22 protein-coding genes and 1 riboswitch are annotated in these 22,369 nt (G+C 70.5%); of the genes, 5 read left to right on the top strand and 17 right to left on the bottom strand.

The annotated features are described in order from the left end of the window. Positions 1-35: 35 nt before the first annotated feature. Positions 36-123: riboswitch (glycine riboswitch) on the bottom strand. Positions 124-173: 50 nt separating this feature from the next. The 9 genes from ACY1JX_RS02165 to ACY1JX_RS02125 all read right to left on the bottom strand — a co-directional run bounded on the left by ACY1JX_RS02165 (position 174) and on the right by ACY1JX_RS02125 (position 5,577). Continuing rightward, on the bottom strand, positions 174-746 hold the full coding sequence (locus tag ACY1JX_RS02165; protein WP_181755761.1) for a MerR family transcriptional regulator: 573 nt from the start codon (positions 744-746) through the stop codon (positions 174-176). Between the two features lie 138 nt (positions 747-884). Continuing rightward, a complete protein-coding gene (locus tag ACY1JX_RS02160; protein WP_181755762.1) occupies positions 885-1,364 on the bottom strand; it encodes a bifunctional nuclease domain-containing protein in 480 nt (159 codons plus the stop codon). Between the two features lie 13 nt (positions 1,365-1,377). Beyond that, a complete protein-coding gene (ftsR, locus tag ACY1JX_RS02155) occupies positions 1,378-2,094 on the bottom strand; it encodes a transcriptional regulator FtsR (RefSeq protein ID WP_462565053.1) in 717 nt (238 codons plus the stop codon). Further along, positions 2,091-2,516, bottom strand: a complete 426-nt coding sequence (locus ACY1JX_RS02150) for an FHA domain-containing protein (RefSeq protein ID WP_446678467.1) — start codon at positions 2,514-2,516, stop codon at positions 2,091-2,093. The genes ftsR and ACY1JX_RS02150 overlap by 4 nt, the downstream gene beginning before the upstream one ends. A 96-nt stretch (positions 2,517-2,612) precedes the next feature. Next, entirely contained in the window at positions 2,613-2,990 is a 378-nt protein-coding gene (gene gcvH / locus ACY1JX_RS02145) for a glycine cleavage system protein GcvH (RefSeq protein ID WP_078701086.1), read from the bottom strand. 23 nt (positions 2,991-3,013) lie between these two features. Beyond that, positions 3,014-3,703, bottom strand: coding sequence for a DUF881 domain-containing protein (locus tag ACY1JX_RS02140; protein WP_462565052.1), 690 nt, complete (start codon positions 3,701-3,703; stop codon positions 3,014-3,016). Further along, on the bottom strand, positions 3,696-4,028 hold the full coding sequence (locus ACY1JX_RS02135; protein WP_181755766.1) for a small basic family protein: 333 nt from the start codon (positions 4,026-4,028) through the stop codon (positions 3,696-3,698). Before ACY1JX_RS02135 ends, ACY1JX_RS02140 begins: the two co-directional genes overlap by 8 nt. Then, the gene (locus tag ACY1JX_RS02130; protein WP_462565051.1) at positions 4,025-4,828 is read right to left on the bottom strand and encodes a DUF881 domain-containing protein; all 804 of its coding nucleotides are present in this window, start codon (positions 4,826-4,828) and stop codon (positions 4,025-4,027) included. Before ACY1JX_RS02130 ends, ACY1JX_RS02135 begins: the two co-directional genes overlap by 4 nt. Beyond that, entirely contained in the window at positions 4,825-5,577 is a 753-nt protein-coding gene (locus ACY1JX_RS02125) for a CDP-alcohol phosphatidyltransferase family protein (protein WP_338072882.1), read from the bottom strand. The genes ACY1JX_RS02130 and ACY1JX_RS02125 overlap by 4 nt, the downstream gene beginning before the upstream one ends. A 118-nt stretch (positions 5,578-5,695) precedes the next feature. On the opposite strand from ACY1JX_RS02125, the gene ACY1JX_RS02120 reads away from it, so the two are divergent. Beyond that, positions 5,696-6,313 (top strand): superoxide dismutase, encoded by a 618-nt coding sequence (locus ACY1JX_RS02120; protein ID WP_181755768.1) that lies wholly within the window; start codon positions 5,696-5,698, stop codon positions 6,311-6,313. Positions 6,314-6,392: 79 nt separating this feature from the next. On the opposite strand, the gene ACY1JX_RS02115 is transcribed toward ACY1JX_RS02120, so the two are convergent. After that, positions 6,393-8,354 (bottom strand): bifunctional copper resistance protein CopD/cytochrome c oxidase assembly protein, encoded by a 1,962-nt coding sequence (locus ACY1JX_RS02115; protein ID WP_286928762.1) that lies wholly within the window; start codon positions 8,352-8,354, stop codon positions 6,393-6,395. Further along, a complete protein-coding gene (locus ACY1JX_RS02110) occupies positions 8,341-8,925 on the bottom strand; it encodes a copper resistance protein CopC (protein WP_181755770.1) in 585 nt (194 codons plus the stop codon). The genes ACY1JX_RS02115 and ACY1JX_RS02110 overlap by 14 nt, the downstream gene beginning before the upstream one ends. Positions 8,926-9,066: 141 nt before the next feature. Here ACY1JX_RS02110 and ACY1JX_RS02105 point away from each other — a divergent pair, with 141 nt between their 5' ends. Both ACY1JX_RS02105 and ACY1JX_RS02100 read left to right on the top strand, forming a co-directional pair. After that, a complete protein-coding gene (locus tag ACY1JX_RS02105) occupies positions 9,067-11,040 on the top strand; it encodes a peptidoglycan DD-metalloendopeptidase family protein (protein WP_286928760.1) in 1,974 nt (657 codons plus the stop codon). Positions 11,041-11,149: 109 nt separating this feature from the next. Beyond that, positions 11,150-12,073, top strand: coding sequence for an EamA family transporter (locus ACY1JX_RS02100; RefSeq protein WP_286928759.1), 924 nt, complete (start codon positions 11,150-11,152; stop codon positions 12,071-12,073). A 46-nt stretch (positions 12,074-12,119) separates the two neighbouring features. On the opposite strand, the gene ACY1JX_RS02095 is transcribed toward ACY1JX_RS02100, so the two are convergent. The 3 genes from ACY1JX_RS02095 to ACY1JX_RS02085 form a co-directional block, all read right to left on the bottom strand. Continuing rightward, positions 12,120-13,961: a phosphoenolpyruvate carboxykinase (GTP) gene (locus ACY1JX_RS02095; RefSeq protein WP_286928758.1), complete on the bottom strand. Its 1,842-nt coding sequence runs from the start codon at positions 13,959-13,961 to the stop codon at positions 12,120-12,122. 175 nt (positions 13,962-14,136) lie between these two features. Next, positions 14,137-14,925: an ABC transporter permease subunit gene (locus tag ACY1JX_RS02090; protein ID WP_462565050.1), complete on the bottom strand. Its 789-nt coding sequence runs from the start codon at positions 14,923-14,925 to the stop codon at positions 14,137-14,139. After that, on the bottom strand, positions 14,922-15,770 hold the full coding sequence (locus tag ACY1JX_RS02085; RefSeq protein WP_286928755.1) for an ABC transporter ATP-binding protein: 849 nt from the start codon (positions 15,768-15,770) through the stop codon (positions 14,922-14,924). Before ACY1JX_RS02085 ends, ACY1JX_RS02090 begins: the two co-directional genes overlap by 4 nt. 155 nt (positions 15,771-15,925) lie before the next feature. Here ACY1JX_RS02085 and ACY1JX_RS02080 point away from each other — a divergent pair, with 155 nt between their 5' ends. After that, positions 15,926-16,582 (top strand): Pr6Pr family membrane protein, encoded by a 657-nt coding sequence (locus tag ACY1JX_RS02080; protein WP_286928754.1) that lies wholly within the window; start codon positions 15,926-15,928, stop codon positions 16,580-16,582. A 6-nt stretch (positions 16,583-16,588) separates the two neighbouring features. On the opposite strand, the gene ACY1JX_RS02075 is transcribed toward ACY1JX_RS02080, so the two are convergent. The 3 genes from ACY1JX_RS02075 to ACY1JX_RS02065 are packed head-to-tail and all read right to left on the bottom strand — an operon-like array spanning position 16,589 to position 19,872. After that, positions 16,589-18,058, bottom strand: a complete 1,470-nt coding sequence (locus ACY1JX_RS02075; protein ID WP_462565049.1) for a glycosyltransferase family 39 protein — start codon at positions 18,056-18,058, stop codon at positions 16,589-16,591. A gap of 14 nt (positions 18,059-18,072) precedes the next feature. Beyond that, complete coding sequence (locus tag ACY1JX_RS02070; RefSeq protein ID WP_462565048.1) at positions 18,073-18,882, bottom strand: aldo/keto reductase; 810 nt, start codon at positions 18,880-18,882, stop codon at positions 18,073-18,075. Between the two features lie 9 nt (positions 18,883-18,891). Continuing rightward, the gene (locus ACY1JX_RS02065) at positions 18,892-19,872 is read right to left on the bottom strand and encodes a formylglycine-generating enzyme family protein (RefSeq protein ID WP_462565047.1); all 981 of its coding nucleotides are present in this window, start codon (positions 19,870-19,872) and stop codon (positions 18,892-18,894) included. A gap of 70 nt (positions 19,873-19,942) precedes the next feature. Between ACY1JX_RS02065 and ACY1JX_RS02060 the strand changes: the two genes are divergently transcribed. Continuing rightward, complete coding sequence (locus ACY1JX_RS02060) at positions 19,943-22,366, top strand: sulfatase-like hydrolase/transferase (protein WP_462565046.1); 2,424 nt, start codon at positions 19,943-19,945, stop codon at positions 22,364-22,366. The last annotated feature ends 3 nt before the right edge of the window (positions 22,367-22,369 follow it).

The raw sequence follows: 22,369 nt of genomic DNA, 5'->3' as shown, positions 1-22,369 counted from the left end.
CTGTCGTCGTGCCGGTGGCACGCCTTCAGAGTCGCCTGTGACGTACGGTCCTGTGGCCTGAGAGGTTCCGGGGAGGAATTGCCCCTTCGGCGCCCTGGGACGGGACTCTCCCGTACGGGTCGAACGGCGTGACCAGCCTACCCCGAGCGATGTCGGGGCGGGCGGAGCGTCCGTCAGTTGGCCTTGCGGGCGCGGCGCTGCGACAGCTCGTCGCCGGCGACCGGGACGTCGGCCTCGGCGCGCTCGGTGGGCAGCTCGTGGAGCGAGCCCTCGATCTCCTTCCACACACCGCCGATGGCGATGCCGAAGACGCCCTGACCGCCCTGGAGCAGGTCGACGATCTCGGTGGCGGAGCGGCACTCGTAGACGCTGGCGCCGTCGCTCATGAGGGTGACCTGCGTGAGATCCTCGGTGCCGCGCTCGCGGAGGTGGTCGATCGCGGTGCGGATCTGCTGGAGCGAGACACCGGCGTCGAGGAGACGCTTGATGATCTTGAGCAGCAGGATGTCCTTGAAGGAGTACAGGCGCGCGGTGCCCGAGCCGGTGGCCGAGCGGACCGTGGGCTCGACCAGGCCGGTACGGGCCCAGTAGTCGAGCTGACGGTAGGTGATGCCGGCGGCGTTGCACGCGGTCGGACCGCGGAACCCCGTGTCCTGGGGCATGGGCGCGAGGTCGTCGTCGAACAGCAGGCCCTGGGCGCTGGCGTGTGCCTGCGCCTCCGCTGCCTCGTCACGAGGTTCGATCATGTTCACGCCTTCCTGGCGGCCGGTGGACCGGCCTCCCACAACAAGAGAACCACACCACTGTGGTCTTGCGTACCCTCAAGTTAGACGTGAGAGTCTCTCGACGCACGCACCGCCGCGCGTGTCGGCGGGTAAAAAGTCTCAACCCTCACTTGAAGGCTTCTCGAAGTCCTCGGGGTCGACGTGGTCGAGGAACTCACGGAACTGCTCGACCTGCTCGTCCTCGTCGGGCGTCTGCGCGAAGCCGGCGACGTCGAGCACGTCCTCGGCACACACCACCCGGACCCCCGTGCGCAGGGCCAGCGCGATCGAGTCGGACGGTCGGGCGTCGACCACCGCTCCCCCGGCGAAGGCCAGCTCGGCGTAGAAGACTCCGTCGCGTACGTCGACGATCCGCACCTCAGTCAGCTCGTCGCCGAGGCCCTCGATGATCGAGGCCATCAGGGCGTGCGTCGGCGGCCGCGGGGCCACGGTGCCCTGCTGGGCGAACGCGATGGCCGAGGCCTCGATCGCGCCGACCCAGATCGGCAGGTAGCGCGTGCCCTCGCGTTCGCGAAGCAGCACCAGCGGCTGGTTGGTGGGCATCTCCACCCGGACTCCGACGATGTCGAGTTCGCGCACGGCGACCTCCCTGTCAGGAACGCAGGCCGGCGCGCACGAGCACCGTGTGCAGGCGCACGTTGAGCGCGGCCAGCTCGGCGAGGTTGGCGGCGGCACCGGACTGCTGGCGGGTGGCCGGCGGGACGACCTGCTCGAGCAGGCCCAGCTCGCGGTCGGCGGCGCTGCGGAAGCCGCGCAGGTGCCGCGGCTCGAGACCCAGCTCGGCGAGCTGGCCCACGAGGGACGCGACGACGAGGTCGTCGGTGTCGTAGTACCGCTGGTTGGGGCGCCGACGGATCAGCTCGAACTCCTCGACCTGGTCGAGGGTCTGCGCGTCGATCCCGGCGGCGTCCATCAGCTCCTCGCGGGTCATGCGGGTGGCCCCGCCGCCCTCGGTGACCGACTGCGGCGTGGGCGTGCCGTCGGCGGCGAGGGTCACCTGCGGCACGCGCAGGGTGGCGCGCAGCTCGGTGTCGGGCACCTCGCCGGAGTCCATCTGGTCGAGGACCTGACGGATGTGGCTCAGCGGCCAGTAGCGGTCCTTCTGCATGCGCAGCACGAACCGCAGCCGCTCGACGTCGCCGTAGCTGAACTTGCGGTAGCCCGACGGCGTGCGGCGCGGCTCGACGAGACCCTGCTCGTCGTAGTAGCGGATGCGGCTCTGCGAGATGTCGGGGAACTCGCCGGAGAGCTCGGCGATCACCTGGGAGATGCCGAGCAGCGGTTCGCGCCCGGCCTCACTCGTGGTCACTGACCACCTTCGGAGGCCACGGTGCCGGGAAAGTAGATGAGGCGGTACTTGCCGAGCTGGACCTCGTCGCCGCCCGCGAGCGGGATGTCCCCGTCGATCCGGTCGCGGTTGACGTAGGTGCCGTTCAGGCTGCCCAGGTCGGTGACGACGTACCCGCTCCCGCGGCGCGAGAAGGTCGCGTGACGGCGGGAGACGCTGATGTCGTCGAGGAAGATGTCGCTCGAGGGGTGGCGGCCGGCCGAGACGACGTCCTGGTCGAGCAGGAAGCGCGAGCCGGCGTCGGGGCCGCGCTGCACGAGGAGCATCGCGTTGCCGACCTGCAGGTTCTCGACCGCGAACACGTCGCCGGCCGACATCTCCTCGGTGTCGGCGTCGATGACCGGGATGAAGTTCGTCTCATCGAAACCGTCCGGCGTCGTCACCGCGATCAACTCCGTCTCAAGTAGAGCTTGAAGGTTTGCTCAAGTGGGGGTTCAAAGTTCCTTCGACCCCAAACCTAACACCCGCGACCCGACCGGTCAGCCGGTCACCAGAGCCGAGTACGCCTCGGCCGTGAGCAGGCCCGACGTGACGTCGTCCTCGCTCGTGCGGACCTTCAGGAGCCACCCCTCGCCGTAGGGATCGGAGTTGATCACCTCGGGGGTCGCCTCGAGCGCGTCGTTGCGGGCGATGACCTCGCCGGAGACCGGCGTGAAGACGTCGGAGACCGACTTGGTGGACTCCAGCTCGCCGACGACGGTGCCGCCGTCCACGGAGTCGCCCTCGGCGGGCAGGTCGACGTACACGATGTCGCCGAGCTGGTCCTGCGCGAAGTCGGTGATGCCGATGATGGCGACGTCGCCCTCGACGCGCACCCACTCGTGCTCGGCGCTGTAGAACAGGTCCTCAGGAATCATGGTCGTCCTCCATCTTCAGGCGATCAGTCGTTCGCGGGTCGAGCGTACTGGGGCTCGGGGGCGTCAGCCACAGCGGTCACACGCAGGCGTTGGCGCTTCTCGACCGAGACGTCTCCCCCGCGGCTCTCGACGCGATCGGCGAGCCCGCCGCGGAAGGTGACGGCGTCGGCGAGCGTCTCGGGGTCGCCGATCACCTCCATCACGTACGGGGGCTTGAGCACGCGGCCGCTCACGCGGACCCCGGCGTCGTCGTCGAGGAACCAGGTCTGGGCCACCACGCGAGCGACGCCGTTCAGGGCGATGACCTCGGCGCCGGCGTCACGCATCTCCTGCACCGCGTCGAGCAGGACCGAGGCGGTGACCGCGCCCGCGGGCGCGGTGATCGAGATCTCGATGCCCGATCCCTCGGCACCGACGGTGCCCGCCAGGATCGCCAGGGAGTTGGCGCGCTCGACCGCGGCCTTGCGGGCCTCGGCCGAGCTCTCGCTCGAGTCGCGCAGGTCGTCGCGGGACGCACGCAGGGTCTCGATCTGCTGCGACAGGCGCGTGTTCGTCGCGTCGAGCGACTTGAGCAGCTCGGCCAGCTCGACGCCACGCACCCCGCTGAAGTCGTCGGTCTCGTCGTCCTGGCTCCACTGCACCGTCATGGTGAAGGCCAGCAGGCCCACGAGGAGCGCCACGATCCAGGCCGAGCGGCTGCGGAGGTCACGCATGGAAGATCAGCCTGCGGATGGCAGCGGAGTTGGCGAAGATCCGGATGCCCAGGACGACGATCACGCCGGTGGACAGCTGCGAGCCCACGCCCAGCTGGTCGCCGAGGAACACCATCAGCGACGCGATGGCCACGTTGGACACGAAGGAGACCACGAAGACGCGGTCGTCGAAGCGACCCTCGAGGAATGCGCGCGCGGCTCCGAGCACGGCATCGAGCGCGGCGATGATGGCGATCGGCACGTAGGGCTGGAGCGCGGTGGGCACCGTGGGCTGCAGCACGAGGCCGATCGTGACACCCACCACGAGACCGATGACCGGGATCACGAAGCGCTCCTCCTCAGGGGTTCGGCCGAGACCCTCAGCCGCGCCTCAGGGGCAGCGGGCAGCTCGACATCGTCTGATCCTCGCACGGCGAACCTGATGCCATCGGCTTCGGCACGCGCGGCGAGGTAGCGACCCGACGGCCCCTGCTCCCACTGGTTCTCGAGGGTCTCCTGATCGCCGATCGCCTCGATCACGACCGGTTCGGTGACCGATCGGTAGTTCACGGTGATCGCCTCGCCCGCCGAGCGGATCGCCGACGTCGACGTGAGCCGGTGTCCGCCGACCGCCACCGCCTCCGCGCCGGCCAGCCACAGGCCGTTCACGATGAGCTGGACGTCGCTGTCGGAGAGCTCGCCCCCGGGCCGGTCCTCGTTGGCGGACGACTCCACCGTGAGCTCGATGCCCGGGCCGACGACCGGCGTGGACCCGGCCGCGACGCGCAGCGCCTCGGTGCCGGGACCGTCGACGACGGACTCGGCCTGGAGGTCGGCGATCTCGCCCTGCAGCCCCGCGACGGTCTCCTGCTTGCTCGCGACCAGGTCCTCGCGCACGCGAATGTTCTCGATCAGGGCGTTGCGCTCGACCTCGGTGGCCGGGCGGTCGATGCGCGTCTGGACGGCGGCCACGGTGATCATGAGTGCGAAGACCGCCACGGCGACTCCGGCGAGCAGCTTCGAGACCTGGCCGGGCGCGGTGTCGTGGGCGGCGTAGTAGTCGTCGTCGAGCGCCGTGGCCGCGAGCCGGTCGAGGATCGACTCGGCCTCCCGGACGGAGGAGGCCTCGTCGGTCCGCTCGCTCATCGCGACCGGGGGGTCGAGGCCAGCAGCCGCCGCACCTGCACGGCGTACAGGATGCCCGCCCACCAGTAGAGGCTGACGCCCCAGATGGTGAACGCCCAGCCGAAGACGCGCGCGAGGTTGGCCACCGCGCCGTCACCGTCGCCGAGGAGCAGCAGCGGGAAGGCGTAGAGGAGTCCTGCGGTGGCGGCCTTGCCCAGGAAGTGGACCGGCAGGGCGCTGAAGCCGCGCGTGCGCAGGAACGGCACGAGGGAGAACAGCACCACGTCGCGCAGCGGCAGGATCACGGCGAGCCACCACGGGATGATGTCGCGCAGACCCAGGCCGACGACGACCGCGAGGATGTAGAGCCGGTCGGCCACGGGGTCCAGGACCGCGCCGAGCCGGGTGGTCTTGCCGGTGGCGCGGGCGATCTTGCCGTCGAGGTAGTCGGTGATGCCCGAGACGACGAGCACGCCGATGGCGAGCAGGTCCGCCTCGGGGACCAGCACGAGCCACAGGAAGACGGGAACCAGCAGGATCCTGATGGCGCTCAGCAGGTTGGGCACCGTGAACAGCTCGCCGCTGAGCGAGGGCTTCTCGGGCGTGGGCTCCTGCGCGGCCTTCGGCAGCGACTCGGGTCGCGCCTCGGGCGACGGTTCCACCGGGGCGGGGGCGGGATCGGCTCGCTCGGAGCGCGAGTCGGCCTCGGAGGTCGCAGCGACCTCGATCTCCTCCTCGCCCTCGATCCGGCGAACGCGCTTGCCTGCCACGGCCACAGCCTACCGGCGGGGGTCCCGCGATCCGGGCCGACCTTGCCTCGGGGAACACAACTGACAGACTGAGGCTTGTACCCAACGAGGACTTCACTCACAACGACCAGGAGGACGCGTGGCCGACTACACCCTGCCCGATCTGCCCTACGACTACGGGGCACTCGATCCCCACATCTCCGGCAAGATCATGGAGCTGCACCACAGCAAGCACCACCAGAACTACGTCAACGGCCTCAACACCGCCCTCGAGAAGCTCGAGGAAGCGCGTTCGGTCCAGGAGTTCGGCACGATCAACCTGCTCGAGAAGAACCTCGCGTTCAACCTCGGCGGCCACATCAACCACTCCATCTTCTGGAAGAACCTCTCGCCGGACGGTGGCGACAAGCCGACCGGTGAGCTGTCTGCTGCCATCGAGGACAACTTCGGCTCGTTCGACGCCTACCGGGCGCAGTTCGAGCAGGTCGCCCTCGGCATCCAGGGCTCGGGTTGGGCCATCACCGCGTGGGACACGCTGGGTCAGCGGCTGGTCATCGTCCAGCTCTACGACCAGCAGTCCAACATCCCGGCGACGCTGATCCCGATCTCCCAGCTCGACATGTGGGAGCACGCGTTCTACCTCGACTACCTCAACGTCAAGGGCGACTACGTCAAGGCGTTCTGGAACATCGCGAACTGGGCCGACGCCCAGGAGCGCTTCACCGCGGCCACCAGCGGCGGCCAGATCCTCTTCTGACCCGCTGCCCCGGTCGGGGCGAACCACACGACTGCCCGGTCACCGCGAGGTGACCGGGCAGTGGTGTGTCCGGGGTGCGTCAGCGACGCGAGGCGTCGTCGCGCAGGCCGGCCAGGTAGGCGTTGTACTGCTCGAGGGCCGCGTCGTCGTCGCGGTCGGCGGCACGGTCCGACCGGGTGGCCTCGCGCGAGTCCGACCGGAACCACTGCACGAAGATCGCGCCGATCACCAGCAGGAGCGGGATCTCCCCCATCGCCCAGGCGATGCCGCCGCCGAGGTACTGGTCCTGGGCCAGATCGGTGAGGTAGGGACGCTCGAGCGCCTGGTAGTACGACTCGGCGATGACGACGTTCGAGGACATCAGCGCCACGGAGAAGAAGGCGTGGAACGGCACCGAGAGCATCAGCACTCCGAACCGGGCCAGCGGGCTGAGTCTCACCGGCGAGGGGTCCACGCCGATGATCACGTAGTAGAACAGGAAGCCCGAGAGCAGGAAGTGCAGCTCCATGAAGGCGTGACCCGTGTGCGAGCGCATCATCGACTCGAACAGGCCGGTGTAGTAGACGGCGTAGAGCGTGCCCAGGAAGATCACGGCCGCCACGATCGGGTTCGTGTAGAAGCGGGAGACCCGCGAGTGGAGGGCGTCGCGCAGCAGCGACCGGGGCGAGTGCTCGCCGGGGCGGCGGGGGCCGGGCAGCGTGCGCAGGGCGAGGGTCATCGGGGCGCCGAGCACCAGGAAGATCGGCGCCACCATCGACAGCATCATGTGCGACACCATGTGCAGGCTGAAGGCGACGCTCGAGTACTGGCCCAGCCCGCCGAACGTCGCCCACGCGACGATGGTCAGGCCGAGGAACCAGCTGATCGTGCGGCCGACGGGCCAGGAGTCGTTGCGACGGCGCATCACCAGCAGGCCGGCGACGTAGAGCGCCGTGCCGAAGCCGACCACGGCCAGGCCGATGCCGTCGGGGTAGAAGCCGAACAGGATCCGTGTCACCGTCGGCTCGGGCGGCAGGGAGCGGCCCAGCAGGAGCTCGGCCGGGGTGGTGAGCACGTCCTCCCCCACCGGGGTGGCGGTGCGGCCGAGGACTACCGCCAGCGCGAACGTCACGGTCATCAGGGCGACCTCGAGGATCGCGAAGCGCGCGAAGCCCGCGCCTCGCGAGCGCAGCCGCCGCCGCTGGGCCACGCCGATGGCCCCGAGCCCGATGAGCGCGACGGCCTTCAGGATCACCAGGACCCCGTACGTGGAGTCCAGTCCCCCGAGCGAGCCGAGGTTGACCGAGGCGCTCACCACGCCCGAGACCGCGACCACGACGAAGCACCATGCGGCGAGGGTCGAGTAGCGGGCCACGGCGTCCTCGAGGCGTCGGCTGCGGCGCAGCGCCACCCAGCCCAGGGCGATCAGGCCGCCCACCCACAGCACGACGCCGACCAGGTGCAGCACGAGGCTGGCGGTCGCGAGCATGTGCGAGCCGGACGAGGCCGAGTGCCCGGTGAGCCCGACCGCGGAGATGCCCAGCAGCGCCACGCCCACGCAGATGGCGAGCTGGCGCACCGAGAAGGTCCAGGAGGTCCACAGCGCCACGACGAGCGCTGCGAGCGCCTGCGCGAGCAGACCGCGGCCGGTGGCGAAGACCGAGGCGAAGTCCCACAGCTGGCCGATGCCCACGTCGTGCATCGGGCGGGCGTAGAGATCGGCGACGTTGGCCCAGTAGAAGACCAGCGACGCGACGAGCCAGCCCCACGCGGTGCGCGACGCGATCCGCACCGCCTGCACCGAGAGACCCTCGAGCCGGTCGCCCGAGGGCAGCAGCACCACGGCCACCAGCAGGAAGCCGACCGTGGCGGTGGCGAGCAGGTTCGACAGGAAGCGGGAGATCGGGATGGCCCATCCGACGACCGGCCCGGGGTCGGGCAGGCCCACGGGCACGGGCTGCGGGCTGGCGCCGCTCAGGACGACGACAGCGACGAGCGCGACCAGGCCCAGGCCGCCGACCGCAGCGGCGAACGGGAGACCCGGGCGGTCAGGGACGGTCATCGTCGGACGACGTCGAGCGGCGGCGGAGCACGGTGGCGCCGCCGATGGCGAGCACCACGACGACCACGAGGGCGCCGAGCACCAGCGGCGAGGACCACACCGAGTCGTCCTTCGCGTCGGCCGAGGTCTCGGCGGGATCGGCGGGATCGGCCGAGATCTCCTCGGAGGGAACGGTCGTGGGGGTTCCCTCGTCGGCCGGCGCCTCGTTGGCGACGGCGTCGGGGTCGGTGACCGTGAAGCGGGTGGTTCCGATGATGGGGTGGCCATCTACCGAGACGACGCGATAATTGACCTCGTACGCGCCATCGGGTGCTTCACTCGACGGCGTGACGACGACTCGCGGACCGTCGACCTGCACCTCGGCATCGACGGCCTTCCCGTCGACGCTCACGCCCACCTCCGACGGCTCCCGCAGGTTCTCGGTGAAGGTCAGCACGACTCGCTCGGGGACGGCCTCCAGGCGAGCTCCGTCCGTGGGGTCCGAGGAGATCAGGGACGTGTGCGCTCGGGCAGGCACCGACCATCCGAGGATGACCGCAGTGACGAGGAGCACAAGAGAAGTCAGACGCACTCCTTCAGCCTATCCGGCGGTTGTTCGGAGGGTTTCTGGCCCTTCGGGACCAGAGTCGATGGCACGACCAGAGTGACTGATGGGGATTGTGTGAACAGGAGGTTGGGGCACGTGGTTCACTCACCCGTGGAGGTGTCACACGTGCGTCTGACTCGGGTCATCGCGACAGTGACGGTCACGCTCGCCGCTCTGGCGCTGCCGACCGCCGCTCACGCCGTCGACCCCACGCCGTCCCCGACCACCGGCCCGAGCGGCTCCACGCCCTCGCTGGACGTCCCCGATCCGCTCGCGATCGCGCCGAGCGCCGTCACCGAGCTGACCACCCTCGCCCTGCGCTACGAGGCCAACCTCAGCGTGGCCGAGGACCGCCGCAAGGAAGCCGTCGAGCGCCAGCGCGACGCCGACCGGCAGCGCACCATCGCCCGCGCCTACGTGGCGCAGGTGGTCGAGTACGCGATGTCGCCGAGCGGCGACCCCTTCGCCCAGAAGCTCACGGCGCTCGCGGCGGCGGAGAACCCCGAGGACCTCATCACCGGGATCTTCAGCACCGAGCAGGTCACCGAGGCCCAGGAGGGACACCTCGGCGACGCGAAGCGGGCGTTCGACGCGGCCCAGGTGCTCCAGGCCCGCGCCGACCGCGCCACGAAGATCGCGGAGAAGGCCGAGGCCAGCGCGGCCCGTCAGCTCAAGCAGGTCGGCAAGATCGCGAAGCAGCTCGGCCTCGGCGCCTCGTCCACGCCCGCGGGCCTGCCCCAGACCCGCGTCGAGCAGGAGTCCTGGAACACCGCCTCCACCACGGCGTGGAAGCGCTACACCCGGCAGCTGACCCGGCTCGGCGTCAAGGCCCCGCCGGCGGGACGCCTCAAGGCCACGCGCGGCGTCGGCAGGGCCACGGTCGGCTCCACCACCGTCGAGGTGCTGCCCGCCCAGACCATCCGCATGATCAACGCGCTGGTCGGCCGGATCGGCGACGACTACGCGGCCAGGAACGCCTCGGGCGCCTGGAGCTGCGGCGGCCTGCTGCAGGTCGAGGGCGGCTACGACCTCAGCGGCACCCCGGCCCAGCTGTACGCCCGCACGGTCAAGGTCCGGAAGGCGCAGATGCTCCGGGGCGACCTGGTCTTCTCGGCGAACAAGGCCTCCGGCATCCACCACGTGGGCGTCTACATCGGCGGCGGCCGCATGATCGACGCTCCGGCCACCCGCGGCCAGGTGGGCGTCTCGAGCGTTCCGGAGAAGCCCTACGCCATCACCCGCCCCGCGCTGGGCACGGGCCGCAACACGCCTCCGAAGGGCACCGCCTCCTCCCCCACCACCATCTGCAACGCCACGAAGGCCACCGCGGCCACTCGCCAGGGCTGGACCTTCCCGCTCAAGCAGGGCACGTACTCGATCTCGGCCGGCTTCGGCATGGGCGGCAGCATGTGGCAGTCCACCCACACCGGCCAGGACCTCGCCGCACCCGCCGGCACCCCGATCTACGCCTCGCGCGGCGGCGTCGTGAAGCTGGAGGAGATCGGCTGGGCCGGCACGCTCGTCACGGTGTCGCACCCCGACGGCACGGCCGAGCGCTACGCGCACTCCTCCAAGGTGCTCGTGCAGGACGGTCAGACCGTCAACGCCGGCGACGAGATCGCCCTGGTCGGCTCCCGTGGCAACTCCACGGGCCCGCACCTGCACTTCGAGATCCAGGTCGACGGCAAGTTCATCGACCCGATGCCGGTGCTAGTTCAGTACCTGACCAACAGCGGCGCCGGCAAGGGCTGGGGCGGCTACAGCAACGGGCAGGTCCCCCGCGGCGTCCTGTGCGCCACCGGCGACACGATGCTGCGCTGCGACGTGGCCAAGCGGGCCAAGCGCCTCGCGGCAGACTTCCGCGGCAAGTTCGACGAGCCGCTGGAGTTCCGTGCCGGGTACCGCGACATCGTGGGCCAGATCCAGCGCGGTCCCGAGGGCACGCTCGTCGACATCCCCGGCACCTCGCCCTTCGGCTGGGGCACGCGCTTCGAGCTCGGCTCGCTGAAGAAGGCCGAGCAGGCCTGGGTCGCCAAGCGCGCCCGCGCCCTGGGGCTCAAGGCCGAGGGCGGCAACGCCTGGTCGCTGCCGACCGCCTGACCGTCGCGGAGGTTTGGCCGGATCCCTGCGGGTGATGGCGCTCAAGCGCTGGAGATCTGTCGGAGCGTCGCGGTTGGATGGATGTCAGGACCACGAGGACAGGACGGTCATGACAACGCAGCCGACCACCACCCAGCGAGCCGACGTCTCCCCCGCCGCCCTGTGGTGTGCGCTCGGGGTGGTCTACGTCGCGTGGGGATCGACGTACCTGGGGATCCGGGTCGTGGTCGAGGACATGCCCCCGCTGATCTCGGCGGGAGCCCGCTTCCTGACGGCCGCCGTGCTGATGGGGACGTTCCTGGCCCTCCGGTCGGGTCCGCGGGTGCTGCGGGTCCGCCCGCGGGAGCTGCGGGGAGCGGCCATCGTGGGCGTCCTCCTGCTCGGCGGCGGCAACGGCGGCGTGGTGCTCGGCGAGCGGACAGTGCCCTCGGGGATCGCGGCGCTGCTCGTCGCGATGGTTCCCCTCTGGCTGATCCTGCTCCGCTTCGCCAGTGGCGCCCGCCCGCGGCTGCTCACGTGGGCCGGGGTCCTGGTCGGATTCGTCGGTCTCGCCGTGCTCGTGCTCCCCGGTGGCGGCGCCGGCGGCACGACCGCCGGGATCCTGATCATCGTCGGTGCCTCGCTGAGCTGGTCGGTCGGCTCGTTCATGTCCCAGCGGATGCCGATGCCGGCGAACCCGTTCGTCGCCACGGTGTGGGAGATGCTGGCCGCCGCGATCGCGCTCCTGGTGATCGGCACGGTGAGCGGAGAGCGCCTGGGTGACTTCGGCGATGCCTCGACGTCGTCGTGGATCGCGCTGGGGTACCTCGTGGTGTTCGGGTCGATCGTCGCCTACTCGGCGTACGTGTGGCTGCTGCAGAACGCGCCGCTCTCGCTCGTGTCGACCTACGCCTACGTGAACCCCGTGGTCGCGGTGCTGCTCGGCGCCCTCATCCTCGCCGAGCCGCTCACCGGCGCGATCGTCACCGGCGGCGCGATCGTCGTCGTGGGGGTCGCGCTGGTGGTCCGGGCCGAGCGGCCGCGACCGGCATGACGAAAGGGCCCCACCGCAATGCGGTGAGGCCCCTCCGTTCGGTGCGTCAGGCCTCGTCGAGGTCCTGGGCGACGCGACGGTGCGCCTCCCAGATGCGCTCGGGCAGTCCGCCGAACTGCTTGAGGTGCTCCTCGCGCAGGCCGATCTCCTGCTTCCAGCGGTCGACGTCGATCGACAGGAGCTGGTCGAGGGTGGCGTCGTCGATCTCCAGGCCCTCGAGGTTCAGCTCGTCCTTCGTGGGGACGACGCCGACGGGGGTCTTCGTGCCGGTGACACGGCCCTCGCGGAAGTCCATCATCCACAGCAGGGCGCGCAGGTTCTCGCTGTAGCCGGGCCACAGGTAGCCGCCGTCGGCGTCACGCTGGAACCAGTTCACGTGGGCGAACAGCGGCTTGTCGGTGACCTGGTCGAGGATGTCGAGCCAGTGCTGGGCGTAGCGGCCCTCGGGCAGCGCCAGGAACGGACGCATCGACATCGGGTCGTAGCGCAGCTGGCCGGCCACGCCCTCGGCCGCGGCGGTGGCCTCGGCACCCAGCGTCAGGCCGTCGTAGACGCCCTCGGCCGGGTCCTCGATCGCGCGGATCAGCGGCTCGCGGTCGCGCGTACGGCCGCCGTAGATGATGCCGTCGATCGGCACGCCCGCCGGGTCGTTGTAGTCGGGCGACTCATTCGGGACGTTCGTCATCGTCGACGTGAAGCGGCAGTTCGGGTGGGCCCACACGTGGGCCTTCGAGCGCTGCTCGTCGGCCGGACGCTCGGAGATGAGGTGGCCCTTCCAGTCGCGCCAGCCCTCGACGTCCTCGGGGTAGTCGGGCGACTTGCCCTCCCACCAGGTCTCGTGGGTGTTCACGTTGTACGCCGTGTTGGTGAAGATGGCGCCGGTGCCCTCGCGGACCGCGGCGAGCGCGTTCGGGTTGGTGATCGCGTTGGTGTCGATCGCCACGCCGAACACACCGAACTCGGGGTTCATGCCGTAGAGCTTGCCGTCGTCGCCGACCCACAGCCACGCGATGTCGTCGCCGAAGAACTCGACGTAGTAGCGGTCGCCGAGCACGCCCGGGGCCACCATCATGGCGAGGTTCGTCTTGCCCGAGGCGCTCGGGAAGCCGCCGGCGATGTGGTACTTCTTGCCGGTCTCCTTGTCCTGGATCGCGATGAGCATGTACTGCTCGGCGAGGAACTTGCGCGAGGCCCAGCCGTCCCAGTTCGCCTGGCGCAGGCCGTGGGCGATCTTGCCCAGCAGCGCGTTGCCGCCGTAGGACGAGCCGAAGTGCAGGATCGTGCGCTCGTCGGCGACGGTCACGAAGTAGCGCTTGTCGTCGGGGGTGCCCTGGCCGAGGTTCTCCAGGTCGCCCGTGACGTGCACGGCGCGCACGAAGCTCTCGGGGTCGTTCAGGTTCTCGAACAGGTCGACGCCCACGCGAGCCATGCGGATCATCTGGAGCACGACGTTGCGGTTGTCCGTCAGCTCGATGCCGGCGGCGTAGGCCTCCAGCGGCGAGCCGGGCGCGGCCATCAGGTAGGGGATGACGTACATCGTCTTGCCCTGCGAGGCACCCGTCATGTTGCCGATGACGACGGGCTTGATCTCGTCGGCGTGACGCCAGTTGTTGTAGACGCCCTGGTCCGCCGGGTCGCTGGTGGCGACGATCGTCCGCTCCTCGGAGCGTGCCGTGTCCTTGTGGTAGCTCTGCGAGTAGTAGAGACCTTCACCGGCCGGCTCGAGCTCGCCTGCCTCGAGCGCCTCCTGGAGGAGCCGCGCGTCATCGCTGGCGCTGACGACCTCGATGCGATCGGGCTGGGTGACCCCCGCCCAGTGCTTCACGAACTCATGGACGTGGGGGTTCTTCAACCCCGCCTCGTCCAGGACCTTGTCCACGTCGACCATCGGTCTGCCTGTTCCTCTCCTGGACCAGCCCGCCGGCCGGTCCGGTCCCGTCGATGTTCCGTCCCGTGCCGACGGACATTTCCGACGGCACGATCCCGGAGATTACCGCGACCCTACCGCGCCTTCGGTGCCATCCTCCGGCGGGCCCTGTGGGGAATGCCACACCACGAAAGGGTCACAGTCGCGTGACCACGCGGTCCCGGTCGAAGCGACGGACGGCGAGGTGGAAGACCACGAGATCGCCCACCACGGAGAGCAAGCCGACCACCACGACGACCCGCCCGTCGAAGGCCAGGGCCCCCGCCGCCTGCGACATGATCAGGATGATCACGGGCAGCACGAGCAGTCCGGCGACGGCCTGGGCGCCCTGCAGCGTCGAGGCGCGGTGCGAGATCAGGACGATGCAGCCGATGGCGAAGAACGACACCAGCGGGGCGATCACGCCGACGAGCGCGAGCCACGTACCGGTCGGGAAGGACCAGCCGTGCTGCCAGGGGCGGGCGGACGCGGAGACGACCACGGTGAACAGCGCGGTGGACAGCCAGGTCACCAGCACCGCGGGCCCCCACGAGACGAGGATCTTGCCGATCACGAGCTCGCGGTCGGTGAGCGGCGTGAAGAGCAGGCCCTCGAGCGTGTCGCGCTCCTTCTCCCCCACGAACGCCGCGGTGGCCAGCACCGTCGCGATCACGACGGGGATCATCAGGAAGATCGGCGCCATGAAGTACTCGACGACCGCACGGGTCGGGTCGGCGGCCACGTGGGGCGGCAGGCCGTCGAGGTAGGAGGTGAGGAAGTCGAGCCGTGCCAGGGCCTCGGGGCGGCTCGTGGCCGCGATCAGCGTGGCGGGCAGCACCAGCGCGAAGACGATCGGCAGCATCACGATGGGCAGGAGGGTCTGGCGGTTGCGGCGCAGCTCGATCCAGTCCTTCGTCACGAGCGCGCGGACCCGGCCGGCGTTCACGCCTCCTCCCCCGCCAGCAGCGCGAAGTAGAGGTCGTGCAGCGAGGGCGCCGTGCTCTCGGGATCGGGCACGGCGACTCCCTCCGCCCTGAGCCCGGCGACGACCCGCTCGGCGATCTCGCGCTCCGACACGCGGATGACGTACTCGCGGTCGGGCCAGTGCGAGGCCACGAGCTCGGTGACCTCGCCCGCCGCCACGATGCGCCCGCGGTCGAGCATGACCACGTCGTCGCACAGCTGCTCCAAGCCGTGCAGCTGGTGGGTGCACAGGACGATCGTCGTGTCCCCGTCGGCGCGGAGCTTCGCGAGGTGACCCAGCACGTCGAGGGCCGCTTCGGGGTCCAGGCCCGCGGTCGGCTCGTCGAGGAAGATCAGCTCCGGCCCCGGCAGCAGGGCCCGCGCGATCTTGGCCTTCTGACGCAGGCCCTTGCTGAGCGAGCCGACGGGACTGTCACGGCGGTCGGAGAGGCCGACGACCTCGAGCACCTCGGACAGACGCCGCTCGGTGACGGAAGGACCGAGTCCGTGCAGCGCACCCCACGTGCGCAGGTTCTCCGCGACGGTCAGCCGGTGGTAGAGATTGGCCTCGGTCTGGACGCCGATCCGCGCACGCAGTCGCGGCGCCGACTCGGGAGTCACGGCCTCGCCGAAGAGCTCCACGGTGCCCGAGGTGGGCCGGAGCAGGCCGGTCAGCATCCGCACGGTCGTCGACTTGCCCGAACCGTTCGGCCCGAGGACACCGAGCACCCGACCCCTCCCCACGACGAGGTCGAGATCGGAGACGGCGACGCGGTCGTCGAAGACTCTCGTCAGGGCTGTCGCGCGGACCACGGGTTCGGACGTCACCTGAACATCATGGGTGGTCGGTCCCGGATCGTCATGCGGTTGGGCTCATCCCGGAGGCACGACTGCCTCGGCGCTTTGCCAGACTCAGGGCCGAAGCGTGAGCACCGACGGTCCACTCGGCCTCGGCGCCGCAGACCGAGAGCGAGGGACCCCCGGTGGACGCAACGCGATTCGCACCATCCGTCGCGCTGCCGCGCGCCTGGCACGGACTGACCGCCGCGACCGCTCTGGTGGCACTGCTCCTCCAGCTGGGACTGGTTTTCAGCGGCGCGTCCGTCCTGGTCGAGACCGAGCGCCCGGACCTGCCTGTCCGACTCGCGCGCTTTGCCGCGTACTTCACGATCCAGAGCAACCTGCTGGTCCTCGTGTCGGTGCTCGCCCTGGTGCGCGACCCTCGGGCCGACGGTCGGTGGTGGCGTGCGCTGCGCCTCGCCGGCGTCATGGGCATCACGGTCACGGGACTCGTGCACTTCTTCCTGCTGCGTCCGCTGCTGGAGCTCGAAGGCGCGAGCCTCGTGGCCGATCGCCTGCTGCATCTGGCGGTGCCGGCCCTGGCCGTCGTCGGCTGGGTCGTGTTCGGGCCGCGCGGCCGCATCGATCGTCACGCGACCCTCGTGGCCTTCGCCTGGCCCGTCGTGTGGCTGGTGGTGACGCTCGTGGTCGGGTGGACGACCGGCTGGTACCCGTACCCGTTCCTGGACGTCGCGACCTCGGGAGGCGCTGACGTGGCGATCGCCTGTGCGGGCATCGCCCTGCTGGTCCTGGTGTGCCTGGCCGCCCTGACGTGGCTGGACCGACGTCTCGACACGTGACTCGCGTCAGCGCAGCACCGTGGGCGGCTCGCAGCGAACGTCGTCCGGCACGGTCGGTGTGACCCGCTGGACGTCGCGGCGCAGCAACACGTCGAGTCCGCAGACGCCGGTGAGGCGGCGGTACCTCCGGTCGACGATCCGATCCGCGGCACCGCTGGTGATCCCCCAGCCCTTCAGCGACCCGTTCATCACGAGCCACGTCGGTGCGTCGTCGCCGGAGACGACGCGGGAGAACTCCTCGAGCGCGGAGTCGTCGGTGCGCACCGGCAGGCTCCACAGATGGGCATAGGGAGAGTCGAGCCCCGAGGCCAGGACGAGGTCCGGGCGGCCCCACGCGCTGACGACCGTGTCGCCGACCTCGGCGGACGCGGCGATCATCCGGCCGGCCCCGACGCGTCCGTCCACCGTGTCGACGGCCGGCAGCACGACCATCGCGCCGATCACCGCGGCCACCGCGGAGTACCCGAGGACGACGGGCACGACGATCCTGGTGCGAGCCGCGATCAGGCCGGTTCCGACGGCGACGGGTGCGGCCAGCTCGACGAGGTAGTGGTTCCACCAGCTCCCACCGGCGAGCACCGAGAGGCAGCCGAACGCGGTGGCCGCCGCGGCGGCGAGTGCTGCGGGTGACCGGAAGCGGTCGGCGAGCGGCGCCAGGAGGACGCCGAGGACGAGGATCAGCTGACCTCCGAGTGCGGCGCGGCCCAGCATCTCGGCCGGTCGGCCGCCCGTGGCGCCCGGAGGTTCGTTGGCCATCACGTCGGCGGCTCGGAGGCGGAACGCGAAGAGCGCGTCGAAGAGCTGGACCGGGTCCGTGCCACGGGCCCACGCGGCCAGGACCGCAGTCACGGCCAGCAGGACGGCACCGGCGAGGGCCCAGGCGGCCAGTCGCACGGCCTCGCGGGCTCGGAGACCTCCCGCCGTGACGGTCAGGACCAGCAGGACCAGTGCGAAGACCGCGCCGTCGGCGTGGTTCTGCTTCGTGAGGACGGCACCCGCGAGCGCCGCTCCGGTGGCGAGCGCCCAGCGCGGTCCGGGTTCCTGCACGGCGCGCACCGCTGCGTAGATTCCCGCGGCGATCCACGGGGCGGCGAGCAGCTCGCCGTTGACCCGCTCGGCGCCGAGCCAGGGGCTCACCGTGAGGATCGCCGCCGTGACTGCGGCCCAGCGCGCGGCGCGAGGGCCGGCCAGGCGGCCCGCGGCGGCTGCGCACGCCACCACCGTCAGGACGACCGCCACCAGACCCACGAGGCGCAGGGCCACGACTCCCCCGGTGCGTGCCGCGAGCTCGGCCCACGCGATCAGGAGCGGAGGCCGGTCGACCCAGAAGTCGCCGTACAGCGAGTCCCCACGCCCCCACTGACCGCCGACCAGGAGCAGGCCCGCCTCGTCCGGTCCGGGCAGGACCGCGAGGAACGGCAGTCGCACCAGCACGGCGGCCAGGACGACCAGCATCACGGCGCGTGGCGTCGTCATGGTGTGGGTACCGTTCAGTCCTCGACGCGGGTGGCGGGATCCCCGTCGAACAGGCGCCCGTCGGGACGACCCAGCGCCGTCAGCCGCTCCACTGCCGCCGGGTCGAGCTCGATCTCCACGGCGGCCAGGTTCTGCCGCTGCCGCTCGACCGACGAGGCCTTCGGCAACGGAACCGTGCCCACGGCGGCGTGCCAGGCGAGCACGGCCTCCGCCGGGGTGATCCCGTGCTGACGGGCGACGTCGACGACCACCGGGTTCTCGAGCAGGTCGCTCTTGCGGCCGAGGGGGCTCCACGCCTGGGTGACGATCCCTCGCTCCCGGTGGTGCGCCAGGGCGTCGACCTGCGGGAAGTAGGGGTGCAGCTCGATCTGGTTCACCGCGGGGAGGACCCCCGTCTCCCGCTCGAGCCGGTCGAGGTGCTCGGGCAGGAAGTTGCAGACTCCGATGTGGAACACGAGACCGCGCTGCTGCGCGTCGACCAGCGCCTGCCACGCCTCGACGTAGAGGTCGCGCGACGGGTTCGGCCAGTGGATGAGGTGGAGGTCGAGGTGGTCCAGGCCCGTGCGCAGGACGCTCTCCTCGATGGACGTCACCGCGAGGTCGTACGCGTGGTGCCGACCGGGCAGCTTCGAGGTGACGACGACCTCGTCACGGTCGACGCCGGAGCTGCGGACGGCGGTGCCGACGGCGCCCTCGTTCTCGTAGTTCATCGCCGAGTCCAGCAGGCGGTAGCCCGTGTGCAGCGCGGAGACGACCGCGTCCACGCCACTCAGGCCGTTGAGCTTGTACGTTCCGAAACCGACTGGAGGCAGTGAGAGGCTCACGGCTCGACTCTAGGGCGACTCGGACCCCTCGGCGCGGCTGGCACAGCGGAAGCCCAGGTTGCCGGACGCCGAGTCCGGGGTGTTGCGCGAGCGTGCGGCCACGCGGTAGCGATTGCAGTAGGAGTCGTGGCACAGGAAGGATCCCCCGCGCATGACCCGGGTCGTCCCGGACACGGGTCCCGTCGGCGAGGTCGGGGGCGACTCCTCGTAGTAGTGCGCGTCGAACCAGTCGGCACACCACTCCCAGACGTTGCCCACCATCTGGTGTAGTCCGTATCCGTTCGGCTCGAAGGCCGCTGCCGGCGCCGTGGCCAGGTGGCCGTCGTCACCGTGGTTGATCGACGGGAAGACGCCCTGCCAGATGTTGCACCTCCACGCGCCGTCCGGGTTCAGGTCGTCCCCCCACGGGTACCGCCGGCCCTCGGTCCCACCGCGCGCGGCGTACTCCCACTCGGCCTCGCTCGGCAGTCGCTTCCCGGCCCACGCGGCATAGGCCCGCGCGTCGTTCCACGAGACCTGGACGACGGGGTGGTCGCCACGGTCGGAGAGGTCGGAGCCGGGACCCTCCGGTGCACGCCAGGTGGCTCCCTCCACGACCAGCCACCACGGTGTGTGGGCCGCGCGCCCCAGCACGTCGCGCGCATCGCCCGCGAACGCCGCCTCGAACACCGCCGACAGCCCCAGGTCCTCGGCGTCGGTGACATGGCCGGTGGCGTCGACGAACTCCGCGAAGGCGTCGTTGGTCACGGTGGTGGCGTCCAGCGAGAAGTCGTGCAGCCGCACCGGGTGGACGGGCGTCTCCCCGTCGTTCGGATCCCCGTCGCCGAACGGGTCGCCCATCGACGTCACGCCGCCAGGGACCCTGACCTGTCGCATGCCCCGACGGCCCACGATGGGTGGGAGCAGCTCGACGTCGCGGCGCGTCGAGGACGCCCCCGGAAGTCCCGGGACGCAGCAGGGCGCGAGGCCTTCGTGGGTCATGTGCGCCATCCTCGGACGCCCGACGGGAGCGCCGAATCATCCCAAGTGGATGACGAGACCCGGGTCCTGCGGGGACACGATGGCAGTCATCGACCGCCGCACGCGGGTGGTCCCCGACGGAACGGGTCTGCCCATGCAACCGAACGAGGACGCCATGCGACGCGATGTGCTCCCGGTCCCGGATCGGGCACCCGTCGGGCTGGTCACCTACGACGCCAAGGACCCGGACACGCGCCATGAGCCCATCAGGCCCATCCGCCCGCCCAGCACCGCGCCGAACGTGCTGGTCGTGCTGCTCGACGACGTCGGGTTCGGTGCCTCGAGTGCCTTCGGGGGCGTCATCGCGACGCCCCATGCCGAACGCCTCGCCTCGGCCGGGCTGAAGTACAACCGGTTCCACACGACGGCCCTGTGCTCACCGACGAGGGCCGCCCTCCTCAGCGGCCGCAACCATCACACCGTCGGGATGGGCGGCATCACCGAGATCGCCACGTCGGCGCCGGGCTACGACTCGCGGCGTCCCAACACCTGTGCGCCCCTGGCGGAGATCCTCAAGCTCAACGGATACTCCACGGCCCAGTTCGGGAAGTGCCACGAGGTCCCGGTCTGGGAGACGAGCCCGCTCGGCCCGTTCGACAACTGGCCCACGGGAAGCGGCTTCGAGTACTTCTACGGGTTCATCGGCGGCGAGGCCCACCAGTTCTACCCGGCCCTCTACGAAGGCACGACCCCCGTGGAGCCCGACCGCACTCCTGAGGACGGCTACCACCTCATGGGCGACATGACCGACAAGGCGATCGGGTGGATGCGGCGCCAGAAGTCGCTCATGCCCGACAAGCCGTTCTTCGCCTACTTCGCCCCGGGCGCCACGCATGCTCCTCATCACGTGCCTGCCGAGTGGATCGACAAGTACGCCGGGCGCTTCGACGCGGGCTGGGACGTCCTGCGCGAGGAGATCTTCGCGCAGCAGAAGCAGATCGGCGTCATCCCCGCCGACGCGCAGCTCACGCCCCGCCCGGCCGAGATTCCCGCGTGGGACGAGATGCCCGACGAGCTCAAGCCGGTGCTGCGCCGCCAGATGGAGGTCTACGCCGCCTTCCTCGAGTTCACCGACCACCACGTCGGCCGGCTCCTGGACGCGCTCGAGGACCTCGGGGTGTTCGAGGACACGCTCATCTACTACATCATCGGCGACAACGGCGCCTCGGCCGAGGGAACCATGAACGGCACCTACAACGAGATGATCAACTTCAACGGTGCGGCCGCGCTGGAGACACCGGAGTTCCTCATGTCGAAGCTGGCGGACTTCGGTGGACCCGACTCCTACAGCCACTACTCGGTGGGGTGGGCCCACGCGATGGACACGCCGTACCAGTGGACCAAGCAAGTCGCCTCGCACTTCGGCGGCACGCGCAACGGAGCAATCGTGCACTGGCCGCGCGGGTTCACGGCCGCCGGAGCGGTGCGCTCCCAGTTCGCCCACGTCATCGACGTCGCCCCGACCATCCTCGAGGCGGCCGGGCTGGCCGAGCCCACCTTCGTCCACGGCGTGCAGCAGACGCCGATGGAGGGCGTGTCCATGCGGTACTCGTTCGACGACGGGACCGCCGCGGACCGGCACGAGACCCAGTACTTCGAGATGTTCGGCAACCGCGGGGTGTACCACCGCGGGTGGACCGCCGTCACGCGGCACAAGACACCGTGGCTGCTGATCGGCGAGGACGTGCCCGCCTTCGACGACGACGTCTGGGAGCTCTACGACACGAACACCGACTGGACCCAGAGCGAGGATTTGGCACAGACGCACCCCGAGAAGCTGCACGAGCTGCAACGACTCTTCCTGATCGAGGCGGTGCGCCACCAGGTGCTGCCGCTGGACGATCGAGCGGCCGAGCGCCTGTCGCCCGAGGTGAGCGGCCGGCCCCAGCTCGTCCGCGGCAACCGTCAGCGGCTCTACGCCGGGATGGGACGTCTCTCCGAGCACTCGGTGGTCAGCATCAAGAACGCGTCCCACGCCGTCACGGCCGAGGTCACGGTGGAGGACGACGCCCACGGCGTGATCATCGCCCAGGGTGGCAGCATCGGCGGCTGGACCCTGTACGTGAAGGACGGCTGCCTGCGGTACTGCTACAACCTGTTCGGCATCCATCGCTTCTACGTCGGCAGCGAGACGAGGCTGTCCGCCGGGCGTCACCAGGTGCGGATGGAATTCGACTACGAGGGTCCGGGCCTGGGCAAGGGCGGCACGGTTCGCCTGTACGTGAACGGGGAGGAGGTCGGCGAGGGCAGGGTCGACGCCACGGCCGCGATGATCTTCTCCGCGGACGACACGTGCGACGTCGGACGCGAGGACGGAGCACTCGTGGCCGACGACTATCCCGTTCCGAACCACTTCAGCGGCGAGGTGCACTGGGTGGAGATCGCGGTCGGCGAGGACGCCCAGGACGCGGATCATCACCTCGCCCCCGAGGAGATGCTGCGCATCGTGCTCGCGCGGCAGTGATCT

This window comes from Aeromicrobium sp. JP4, assembly GCF_054957925.1.
This window is presented reverse-complemented; position numbering and strand designations above follow the sequence as displayed.